We start from the raw sequence: 11,763 nt of genomic DNA, 5'->3' as shown, positions 1-11,763 counted from the left end.
AACAAGGTATAAAAATAGCATTCAGGCTGGTATAAACCAGCCTGCTTATTATCTGACGAGTGGCTCAACAGGCACGGGACAACAATGACAGTGTTACATTTGCAAGGCACCAAGCTGGCCGAACAAAAAATCAGTAAACCAATGGTAAAGCCCTTTCTTATCTCATTGGGCATGCTGTTTTTGCTGGCTATGCATTACTTCCAGCACAACCCTGGTGGCGCCGGTCTGGAACTGTCATTTAATATCACCAGCTGGATCCCGTTTAGCTTCGCCATTGCTTTTGGTCTACTGGAGATCTGCCGGCAGAAAACCTGGCGCTATTCACGCCTGACCCTCGCTCTCTTTTGCTGCTGTACCTTGCTGACGATCCCGGCCTTGTACTCCAATGCCGTCGGTGCGGATGTCGTCAACCGGCTATTGGGGCTCTGGGCTGGATTGCTGTTTTTTATCGGCCTGCAGCAGTTCTCTTTTAGCCAGAAACAACGCCAGCGGATGCTATGGATGATCCTGATAGCCGTTTGGATCCAAACCCTATTTGGCTGGTATCAGTTTCTGTGGCTGGAGCCCGGCAATGCCATTGGCTATAACACGATAGAAAATCGTCCCTACGGTATTTTCCAACAGCCTAATGTCATGGCTAGCTTTTTAGCGACTGGCCTGGTTCTGTCGGCTTACCTGCTGGCGCGGATCCCGATGTACCGCGGCAAGTGGTCATGGCAGCAACTGGTTCTCTTGCTGACTCCGGTCATTACCATTCCGATGCTGGTGATTCTCAGCTCCCGTACCGGCTGGCTGGGCGCGGTTGTTGGCGTCGGGCTTATGATCCCGTACCTGCGCCGCTTCGCAGCTAAGGCGCAATGGCGGATGTGGCTGTTGATGATTGCACTCGGCCTAAGTGTCTCCTGGAGTCTGAATAGCTCTACCGGCTGGGCACCGAAAGAAGAACGGGTCAGTTTAGAAAGTGCCCGTTCGATTCATATACCACAAGCTTTTCGGATGTTCCTGAAAGAACCGCTGACAGGCTATGGTTATGGCACCTTTGAGCCTGCGTATATCACCCAGACGGCATTGTGGCATCAGGCGAACCCGGAGCAGCCTTATGGCCTCGCGGCACTCGACCATCCGCATAACGAGCTGGCCTACTGGGCCTCTGAAGGCGGTATCGTGCCACTGGCAGCACTGCTGATTGCCGCCGCAGTCGTATTGTTCAAGATCCGCAAAGCGCGAGAGGGAACCCAATTGGCGCTGGTCGGCCTGTTTTTCCCAATTACCTTGCACACCCAGTTGGAATACCCGTTTTATCATTCACTGGCCCACTGGGTGATCTTTATTATTCTGATTTACTGGGTCGATAACCTCACCGCAAAATATCACAAGGTGCAGGTGAACTACGTTCTGACGATTCGTGCCGTCGTGCTGTTTCTTCCGATCGCCGTCACCAGTTATATGGCAACCGCCTTGTACTCGGGCTACTTGCTGACGAAGTATGAAACGACCCAACCTGTGAATGTCGACTACCTGCTCAAAGTGAATAACCCCTGGGCATGGAAGAACCGCTTTGAATGGGATCTACACCTGACCCAGCTCCAGCTCGGTGCAACAACCAATAATCGTGAGCTGGTGGGTGAATATATTCAATGGGCAACCAACAAGGCCGTCAGTTGGCCTCGCCCAGCCCTATACCAAAATCTCATTGCCGCCTATCAATATCTCGGCAATCAAAAACAAGCTGAGCAGATCAGGCAAGAAGCCAAGTTTCTCTTTCCCAACCAAGACTTTGCCTCTTCGCAAGCCATTCCGGCATTGAAAGAGTCCGCTTCCCGTTCTGAGAAAAACATCGACGGACAACCAAAGTCATAAGAAATTACAAAAGAAAACGGCTACCGAAGTAGCCGTTTTTATTGCCGTTATTTTAATGTGGTTTCCAGTGCCTTGAGGCACAGGGCAACATTCTCACTTCGGGCGGCATAACCCATCAAACCTATCCGCCAAGCCTTACCTGCAAGCGAGCCTAGGCCGGCCCCTATCTCAAGGTTATAACGCTCCAACAATGTTTTACGTACGAGGGCGTCATCAACACCTTCAGGGATATACACGGCATTAAGCTGAGGCAGACGGTCGGCTTCATCAACGACAAACTCAATACCCAACTTTTCCAGCCCCTCGCGCAACTCGAGGTGAACATCCTTATGGCGTTGCCAGGCATTTTCCAGTCCTTCATTCTTGAGCAAAACCAACGCCTCATGCAGTGCATACAGGCTATTCACCGGTGCCGTATGGTGATAGCTTCGCTTGCCTTCCCCACTCCAATACCCCAATACCAAGCTCTGATCTAGGAACCAGCTCTGTACCGGAGTCTGTCGGCTCTGGATCTTATCCACGGCACGCTGCGAGAAAGTTAATGGCGATAAGCCAGGGACACATGACAAGCACTTCTGGCTGCCAGAATAGACAGCATCGAGCTGCCATTCATCCACCAGCAAGGGAACACCGCCCAGTGAGGTTACGGCATCGACAATCGTCAGGCAGTCATGCTGGCGTGCCAGTTTAGATATCGCCTCGGCATCACTCAGCGCACCAGTGGACGTTTCAGCATGCACAAAGGCAACAATTTTCGCATCAGGATTGGCTTCGAGTGCCTGTCCAACAAGTAACGGGTCAACAGGCTCACCCCATGCGTTATCAACCATCACGGCTTCGCCGCCACAACGTTCAACGTTCTCGCGCATCCGATCACCAAACACACCATTACGGCATACAATTACCTTGTCGCCCGGCTCCACCAGATTGACAAAACAGGCCTCCATTCCGGCACTGCCCGGCGCTGATACTGCAATCGTAAAAGTGTTCTGAGTTTGAAAGGCATACTGCAGCAATTGCTTCAGCTCATCCATCATACCGATAAACAAAGGGTCTAGATGACCAATGGTCGGACGGCTTAATGCCTGCAATACCTGCGGGTAAATATCTGACGGCCCCGGGCCCATGAGCGTGCGCTGTGGTGGATAAAAGCTACCGATTGTCATTATTGTTTCTCCCTGGTGTAAGAGTTCGGAGGTTCCCTGAGTATTAATTGTAGGGCGGGAAAGCAACATCAAGTGAACCGCGTATTTCACGCGCAGCACCACTTCATTTGGTATTCATCTAATTGAACAGTATTAAAGGAATTTCTCTTTGAAGCAAGTAATGTAAAGAGGATGGAAAATTCATTGCAATTTATTTGCATAATTTTTCATATACCCATTGACAAGCAAGCAGTAAATCCGCTTCAATAAAGATCGTTTTTTGTTCACCCTGGTGATTTGTAAACCATCAGGTAAAAAACAGAAGAGGAGCGTTACCCAGGTATCTATGTTGCGGGGCCCCACCCCAAAGCAACCTAGCGAGGGGGAGTAACGCCGAGATACTGCAGGACAGGGGGACTGCTGTATCGGCCATGAAGGTTGAATCCTTCTGGCTGTCACCTTCCGTTACTGGAAGGTGGGGAGCTTCTGGTTGTAGCGCTAACAATATGTCTCGCCTACCTGCTCTCCTGACAATTGGACGTCGGGACTATCCTCCCGAGTAAATTCCCTATTCTTCGTTATAATTTTACTGTTATTGGGAGACTTACTTTGAGCCTTGTAGATAATAATACCGCAACACCACCACTGACCGTTGCAAAGTTTGGTGGAACCAGTGTTGCTGATTTCACCGCAATGAGCCGCAGTGCTGCCATCATCAAGCACAGCCCAGATACCCGTGTCGTATTGATAAGCGCATGCTCTGGCGTCACTAACTTACTCGTTGAACTGGCCAATGGCATCAGCGAGCCAGACCGGCGCCAGCAGCTTCTACAGCGCTTGGGAGAAATACACTATGGCGTCATCAAGGAACTACGCTCTTCTGAGCCCGTTAGCTCAGCAGTTAATGTCTTGCTAGATTCAGTTTCAACATTGGCTGCACAAGCCGCCAAGCAGCCCAACGTAAAATTAACCGACCAACTGGTGTCCCACGGCGAATTGTTATCAACCCACCTATTCACCCAAATTCTCAAAGAAATGGGGGTCGATGCCACCCGTTTCGATATTCGCGATATCATGCGTACCGATAGCCAATTCGGCAAAGCTATCCCCCAGCCCGAAGATATTCGCCAACTTGCCACAGCCCGCTTACAGCCTCTCTTAAAGAATCAGGTTGTCGTCTCGCAAGGGTTCATTGGCTCGGATAGCCAAGGGGAAACAACAACCTTAGGACGCGGCGGCAGTGACTACAGTGCTGCACTAGTCGCTGAGGCCGTAAATGCTACAACACTGGAAATCTGGACCGATGTTCCGGGCATGTACACTACCGACCCTCGCATTGCTCCGGCGGCCAAGCCGATCAAAGAAATTAGTTTTAGCGAAGCATCTGAAATGGCGAACTTCGGCGCGAAGATCCTTCACCCATCGACGCTGGTACCGGCAATTCGCCAGCAGATCCCTGTCTTCATCGGCTCATCCAAGGAACCAGAGCAGGGGGGTACCTGGATAAGAGAAAGCGTTAATGAAGCTCCGCTATTCCGAGCACTGGCCCTGCGCTGCAACCAAACTATGGTCACGCTAACCAGCCTGAATATGTTCCATGCCTACGGCTTCCTGGCAGAAGTCTTTCGTATCTTGGCCGAGCATAAGATATCCGTCGACCTGATCACCACTTCCGAAGTCAGTGTTTCACTCACTCTGGATCAAACTGACACTGGCGGTGGTGCACCGACCCTTCCCGAGGCCGCCGTCGAGGCGTTGGATAAGCTCTGCCGAGTCGATGTCGAGCAAGGACTATGCCTCGTCGCCTTGATCGGTAACCAGATGAGCAGTACCAAGGGTTCGGCAAAGCGAGTCTTCAACACGCTGGAAGACTACAACCTGCGGATGATCTGCTATGGTGCCAGCCCCCACAACCTTTGTTTCTTAGTGAAGGAACAAGATGCCAGATCGGTGATTCAAGAACTGCATCAGAATATTTTCGAATAAATACAGACTTCCCGTCGATAGGCTAGGTACTAAAAAGGCGCTCATTGAGCGCCTTTCTCTATGCATTAACTAAGTATGATTTACAGATTAGGCCCAAGCCATTTCTCGGCCTCGACCAGATCCCAGCCTTTACGCTCAGCGTAGCTATCACGCTGATCGGCCTGGATCTGTGCCACCGCAAAGTAGCGGGATTCAGGATGAGAGAAATACCAGCCAGAGACTGCCGCTCCCGGCCACATCGCATAGCTCTCTGTCAGTGTCATCCCAGTATTTGCTTCGACATCCAACAACTTCCAAATTTCGCCTTTCTCAGTATGTTCAGGACAAGCCGGATAGCCGGGAGCCGGGCGAATCCCTTGGTACTTCTCGCGAATAAGCTCGTCATTATTGAGAGCTTCATCGTCCGCATAGCCCCAGATCTCCTTGCGCACCAGTTCGTGCATACACTCCGCAAAAGCTTCAGCCAGGCGATCGGCGACCGCCTGGATCATAATGGCACTATAATCATCCCCCTTAGCCTTAAACTGCGCAGCAATATCATATTCACCGATCCCGCCAGTTACGGCAAAAGCCCCTATCCAGTCCGCCTTATTACTGTCTTTCGGCGCCACATAATCCGACAGGCAATAGTTAGGGCCCTTAGGTTTGCTGGTCTGCTGACGCAAGCCTCTTAGGGTCGTTAACACTTCGTTCCGTGACTCGTCGGTGTAAACCTCAATATCATCACCAATATTGTTTGCAGGGAATAGACCACATACGCCATTGGCTTTAATCATCCCTGTTTGTTCAATCTCATCCAGCAGCTTATTGGCATCGTCAAACAAACGTTGCGCTTCTTCACCGACTACCTCATGCTGCAGAATTGTCGGGTATTTGCCGCTGAGCGACCAGGTCATAAAAAATGGCGTCCAGTCGATATAATCACGCAATGTTGAAACCGGAAAATCCCGGAACGTATGTATCCCACCTTTTGCCGGAACCGGTGGCTGATAGCTATCCCAGTCAATATCCACCTTGTTGGCTCGGGCTTCAGCCAGGGTAACCGGCGCGGTACGCGGCTTCTTACGTGCATGCTGCTCCCGCACGACTTCATATTCTTTGTCCAAACGCTCAACAAAGGCCGGACGCTGCTGATCAGACAATAACGCTGAACACACTCCCACGGCACGGGAGGCATTCGAAACATAGACCACCGGCGCATGGTAATTTTCTTCAATCTTCACCGCCGTATGTGCCTTAGAAGTCGTTGCACCGCCGATCAATAATGGCAGGTCAAGGCCTTGTCGCTCCATCTCTTTTGCGACATGAACCATTTCGTCGAGCGATGGTGTGATCAAACCACTCAAACCAATAATATCGACGTTTTCCTCTTTCGCGACTTTGAGGATCTTGTCGCAAGGCACCATCACGCCAAGATCAATGATTTCGTAGTTGTTGCACTGCAGCACCACGCCGACTATATTTTTGCCGATATCATGAACATCACCTTTTACCGTTGCCAGTAGGATCTTGCCATTCGAGCTACCGGCTTGCTTCTCGGCATTGATAAACGGTTCAAGGTAGGCAACCGCCTGCTTCATGACCCGCGCAGATTTCACCACCTGCGGCAGGAACATCTTACCTTCACCAAACAAGTCGCCAACGACGTTCATACCGGCCATCAACGGCCCTTCAATCACCTCAAGCGGTTTACTCGCCTTCAGGCGGGCTTCCTCGGTATCTTCGACAATAAACTCTGTGATCCCTTTGACTAATGCATGCTCAAGGCGTTTCTCGACCTCCCAGCCACGCCATTCTTGTGCGGTGCGATCATCTTCTACCGTACCACTGTCGCGGTACTTGCCAGCAATATCCAGCAAGCGTTCGGTACTGTCATCACGACGGTTAAGTACAACATCTTCGACAGCTTCCCGTAGCTCATCCGGTAGGTCATCATAAATTGCCAGCTGGCCAGCATTTACGATCCCCATATCCATTCCGTTCTTGAAACAGTGATACAGGAACACGGCATGAATCGCTTCCCGCACTGGGTTATTACCCCGGAATGAGAAAGACACGTTAGATACCCCACCAGATACCATGGCATGCGGCAATGTACGTTTGATGTCTCCAACCGCCTCGATAAAGTCAACGGCATAATTGTTGTGTTCCTCGATACCCGTTGCGACTGCAAAGATATTCGGGTCGAAGATAATATCTTCAGGCGGAAAACCAACTTCATCCACCAAGACACGATAGGCATTGGTACAGATTTCAATTTTCCGCTCGCGGGTATCAGCCTGGCCTTCTTCGTCAAATGCCATCACTATCACTGCGGCACCGTAGCGACGGATCAACTTGGCCTGGGCTATAAATTTCTCCTTGCCCTCTTTCAACGAGATTGAGTTGACTATCGGCTTACCCTGAACGCATTTCAGGCCCGCTTCCAGTACCTCCCACTTGGAAGAATCGACCATAATCGGCACTTTAGATATCTCAGGCTCGGTGGCACACAGGTTAAGAAAGCGCACCATAGCCGCCTCCGCATCCAGCATGCCTTCATCCATGTTGATATCTATTACCTGCGCCCCAGCCTCAACCTGCTGACGGGCAACTTCTAGAGCTTCATCGTATAGCTCTTCTTTGATCAGGCGTTTGAAGCGAGCCGAGCCGGTCACATTGGTGCGCTCACCCACATTAATAAATAACGTCTCAGCTTCAATCGTTAATGGCTCTAGGCCGGAAAGTCGACAAGCAACAGGGATATCAGGCAGCTGGCGTGGAGTCACATCACGAGTCACTGCCGCCATTTGGCGAATATGCTCAGGGGTGGTACCACAACAGCCCCCGACTAAATTCAGGAAACCGCTTTGCGCCCATTCTTGAATATGCTCAGCCATATCTTCAGGGCTGAGGTCGTATTCACCAAAGGCATTTGGCAACCCTGCATTTGGATGAGCAGATACTGCACATTCAGAGATCCGAGATAACTCTTCAACGTATTGACGTAACTCATCAGGCCCCAGAGCACAGTTCAAGCCGAAAGAAATCGGCTGAACATGACGGAGTGAGTTATAGAATGCCTCGGTCGTCTGACCGGAAAGGGTTCGTCCGGAAGCATCGGTAATCGTACCGGAGATCATGACAGGCAACTCTATGCCCAGCTCCTCAAATACACTCTCGACAGCAAACGCACAGGCTTTTGCGTTCAAAGTATCGAAGATCGTCTCTATCAGGATTAAATCCGATCCGCCTTCAATAAGCGCTCGGGTCGATTCTGAATATGCTTCGACCAATTGGTCAAACGTAACATTACGAAAACCCGGATCATTAACATCAGGAGAAATAGAACATGTTCGGTTTGTCGGGCCGAGAACGCCGGCGACAAAGCGCGGTTTATCCGGTGTTTTCGCTGTCCATTCATCGGCAGCCTGACGAGCGAGGCGAGCCGCTTCAAGGTTGATTTCGGCGCTCAAGCTTTCCATGTCATAGTCAGCCATCGCAATCGTCGTTGCGTTAAAGGTGTTGGTTTCCAGAATATCTGCCCCGGCCTCTAGGTAGGCAGCATGAATATCCTTGATCAATGCCGGCTGTGTTAACACCAGCAGATCATTGTTACCTTTCAGGTCAGTGTGCCAATCGGCAAACCGCGCTCCTCGATAATCATCTTCTTCCAGCTTATATCCCTGGATCATGGTGCCCATGCCACCATCAATGATCAGGATCTGCTGTTTTAGTCGCTTGTGTAATAATTCCTTGCCCTTCAACACCACACTACTTCCTTTTGCAATTTTACAGCTAAATAACATCCTACCACAGCCCAGATGGAAATCTAGACGTCTAAAGATTGTTTTCAGCGACAAAACAAAAGCGGGATCTAGGAAAGTTTTCTATAGCTATCGCCACGCGATGGATTTATATTTTGTCACAATTTCACTCTTTACTTTTAACCACATTGAGGTTGACGCATGTCGGTCTATAGCACCCTCTGCTTCCTTGCTGCCGCAGCAATGATTATTGCTTTTGTAAACAGCAAAATAGGAAAGATGCAGACAACTATCGCCATCACTGCAGGAGCATTGGTATTATCGCTGGGTATCGTTATCGCAGGTCAAAATGGTTGGTTCCATCTTGAAGATATCGCTGCCGAGCAACTTGGCGAGATAAACTTCGAGAGTTTTCTGCTAAAAGGGATTTTAGGCTTTCTACTGTTCGCCGGGGGGCTAGGGATAAAGCTTCCCAACCTCGAAGATCAAAAATGGGAAATCACCGTACTGGCTCTCGCCGCTACCCTTTTTTCAACCTTCTTCATTGGTTTTGCATTGTGGGGCATTTGCCAGTTCCTCGGTATCCAGTTTGATCTCATTTACTGCCTGATTTTTGGCTCGTTAATTTCACCGACGGATCCAATTGCTGTTCTTGCTATCGTCAAAAAACTGGATGCACCTCGACGTATCTCGACCCAGATTGAAGGCGAATCACTATTCAATGATGGTTTCGGACTGGTTATTTTTGTCACCTTATTCACCATCGCCTTCGGTGGCGAAGCTCCAACCGTTTTAGGGGTAGGTCAGCTATTCCTGCAGGAAGCTATCGGGGGAATTGTCTATGGTTTCATCCTCGGCCTGCTATTCCATTACCTAATTAGCTCAACCGACGATCACTCAATGGAGCTGCTGCTCACCTTGGGTATTCCAACAGCTGGCTACGTTTTCGCCGATGTTATCCATGTATCAGGCCCACTCGCTATGGTGGTATCCGGTATTATGATAGGTAACTGGACCCGCTACATCGGTTTTTCCAAAGAAAGTGAGGACCATCTCGACCACTTCTGGGAGCTTGTGGATGAGTTCCTCAATGGCGTGCTCTTCCTTTTGATCGGTATGAGCATGCTGCAATTTAGCTTCCATCAAGAAGACTGGGTACTGATGGCTATCGCGGTACCACTGGTACTACTCAGCCGCTATTTAAGTATCAAGCTTTCATACCTAGGGTTTGAACGTTACAGGGACTATAACCCACTGTCAGTGAAAATCCTGACCTGGGGCGGCCTGCGAGGCGGACTAGCTCTGGCGATGGCTATGGCAATTCCTGCGGGGATCATTGTGATACCAGAAAAGAGCATTGATGTCCGGGAAATAGTATTGGTAATGACCTATGCCGTCGTTGTGTTCTCGATTCTGATTCAAGGCTCGACCATTACTCCCCTTATCCACAAAGCCAAAGTGTGGGAAGCAGAAAATAAATAATCCAGCTTAAAATTAAAAAAGACCTGCCATCGCAGGTCTTTTTTTATGTATGCTTACCTCAGAATTAATCATCTTTGGTAAAGTTAGCTTCCGAAAAGTGTTCCAAATCATAAGGTGTCTGCTGGTAGACACAATAGTTCAGCCAGTTAGAAAACAGTAAATGCCCATGGCTACGCCAACTGGCGACCGGTGAGTTATTGGGATCATCATCCGGATAGTAGTTAACCGGCAAGCTCGGCTCCATTCCTTCTCCGACATCACGCAAATACTCATTGTGCAGTGTATTCACGTCATACTCCGGATGGCCTGTCACAAAAACATTCCGCTTATCTTTTGTGGCCGCCAGATAGACCCCAGCCTGTTCCGATGTGGCCAAAATATCAAGATCGGTATGTTCAGCCAGATACTCAGGTGAAAAATCAGCATAGCGAGAATGTGGGGCAAGAAATGAATCATCAAAACCACGCAGCATCGGATGGTGACAGTCATGTGTCTGATGAAAGTAGATACCTGAGAGTTTTTCTTTCCGGGTACGCTTTGGCAAGTCATACAGCAGCTTCAATCCGGCCTGGGCAGCCCAGCACACAAACATTGTTGAGGTGACATGCTCCTTAGCCCAATTCATGATTGTCTGGATCTCCTCCCAGTACAATACATCCTCAAACTGTACTAAACCCAGTGGCGCTCCTGTCACTATCAAGCCATCAAAGTTACGATCCTTCACCATCTCAAACTGACGGTAAAACGTATCTAAATGCTCTGTTGGAGTATTCTTCGTAGGGCGGTTGTCGATACGTAATAGTTCAACATCAACCTGCAGTGGGCTGTTCGAGAGCAGTCGCAAAAATTGAGTTTCCGTCTCAATTTTTTTTGGCATCAAATTCAATAACAGCACTTTTAGTGGACGAATTTCCTGGCTCGCCGCACGCGCTTCTGACATCACAAAGATATTTTCGCTGCGTAAGACATCAGTAGCCGGTAATCGATCAGGAATCTTAATCGGCATCTTGGTTTACTCCTTAAACGTTATACCAAACGGAATCATTATCTCTACCAATAGGATGACTCTGTCTTTGGCATTAAGATGTTTAGACGTCCGGATTTCTAAATAAAACTATATAAATTTAGCCTAAGGCGCAAGTGAAAGAGTGTAAAAAGAATTGCAGATAAAATAAGGATAGTGAGAAAAACTAATGATAATAATTTGATAAGGCAGAAACGAAAAAACCCAGCTGAAGGCTGGGTTTTGAAAGGGTGTTCAGCAATGACCTACTCTCACATGGGGAGACCCCACACTACCATCGGCGCTACAACGTTTCACTTCTGAGTTCGGCATGGGATCAGGTGGGACCATTGTGCTATTGTCGCTGAACAAATTAGTGGTGCTAGTACCCAGATTTGAACTGGGGACCTCACCCTTACCAAGGGTGCGCTCTACCAACTGAGCTATACCAGCACGCAATTCTGCGTATAAACAAAGTCTTACTAATACTGCTTTGTTTATTTTTGCTTTCATCTTTTTCTTAAAAAGATGAAAGCCTAAG

The 11,763-nt window shown here is 49.2% G+C and carries 6 protein-coding genes, 1 tRNA gene, 1 rRNA gene and 1 riboswitch; of the genes, 3 read left to right on the top strand and 5 right to left on the bottom strand.

Annotated elements, in window-relative coordinates:
- Positions 1-84 precede the first annotated feature (84 nt).
- Positions 85-1,860, top strand: coding sequence for a PglL family O-oligosaccharyltransferase (locus MD588_RS16555; protein WP_265698601.1), 1,776 nt, complete (start codon positions 85-87; stop codon positions 1,858-1,860).
- 47 nt (positions 1,861-1,907) lie between these two features.
- Here the strand turns inward: MD588_RS16555 and MD588_RS16550 are convergent, their stop codons facing one another.
- On the bottom strand, positions 1,908-3,026 hold the full coding sequence (locus tag MD588_RS16550) for a pyridoxal-phosphate-dependent aminotransferase family protein (protein ID WP_265698600.1): 1,119 nt from the start codon (positions 3,024-3,026) through the stop codon (positions 1,908-1,910).
- A gap of 293 nt (positions 3,027-3,319) precedes the next feature.
- Positions 3,320-3,499: riboswitch (Lysine riboswitch) on the top strand.
- 115 nt (positions 3,500-3,614) lie between these two features.
- Between MD588_RS16550 and lysC the strand changes: the two genes are divergently transcribed.
- Entirely contained in the window at positions 3,615-4,991 is a 1,377-nt protein-coding gene (gene lysC / locus MD588_RS16545; protein WP_265698599.1) for a lysine-sensitive aspartokinase 3, read from the top strand.
- 80 nt (positions 4,992-5,071) lie between these two features.
- On the opposite strand, the gene metH is transcribed toward lysC, so the two are convergent.
- Positions 5,072-8,779 (bottom strand): methionine synthase, encoded by a 3,708-nt coding sequence (metH, locus tag MD588_RS16540; RefSeq protein WP_407676588.1) that lies wholly within the window; start codon positions 8,777-8,779, stop codon positions 5,072-5,074.
- A 159-nt stretch (positions 8,780-8,938) separates the two neighbouring features.
- Here metH and MD588_RS16535 point away from each other — a divergent pair, with 159 nt between their 5' ends.
- The gene (locus tag MD588_RS16535; protein WP_265698597.1) at positions 8,939-10,219 is read left to right on the top strand and encodes a cation:proton antiporter; all 1,281 of its coding nucleotides are present in this window, start codon (positions 8,939-8,941) and stop codon (positions 10,217-10,219) included.
- Between the two features lie 64 nt (positions 10,220-10,283).
- Here MD588_RS16535 and metA read toward each other — a convergent pair whose 3' ends face one another.
- The 3 genes from metA to MD588_RS16520 form a co-directional block, all read right to left on the bottom strand.
- A complete protein-coding gene (gene metA / locus MD588_RS16530; RefSeq protein ID WP_265698596.1) occupies positions 10,284-11,225 on the bottom strand; it encodes a homoserine O-acetyltransferase MetA in 942 nt (313 codons plus the stop codon).
- 250 nt (positions 11,226-11,475) lie between these two features.
- A 5S ribosomal RNA gene (rrf, locus tag MD588_RS16525) occupies positions 11,476-11,591 on the bottom strand.
- Between the two features lie 8 nt (positions 11,592-11,599).
- Positions 11,600-11,675 (bottom strand) — tRNA-Thr (locus tag MD588_RS16520).
- Between the last annotated feature and the right edge of the window lie 88 nt (positions 11,676-11,763).

It is taken from the genome of Photobacterium obscurum, assembly GCF_026191635.1.
Taxonomy (GTDB): domain Bacteria; phylum Pseudomonadota; class Gammaproteobacteria; order Enterobacterales; family Vibrionaceae; genus Photobacterium; species Photobacterium obscurum.
Note: the sequence above shows the minus strand (reverse complement) of the source record. Positions and strands in the feature narration are given on the sequence as shown.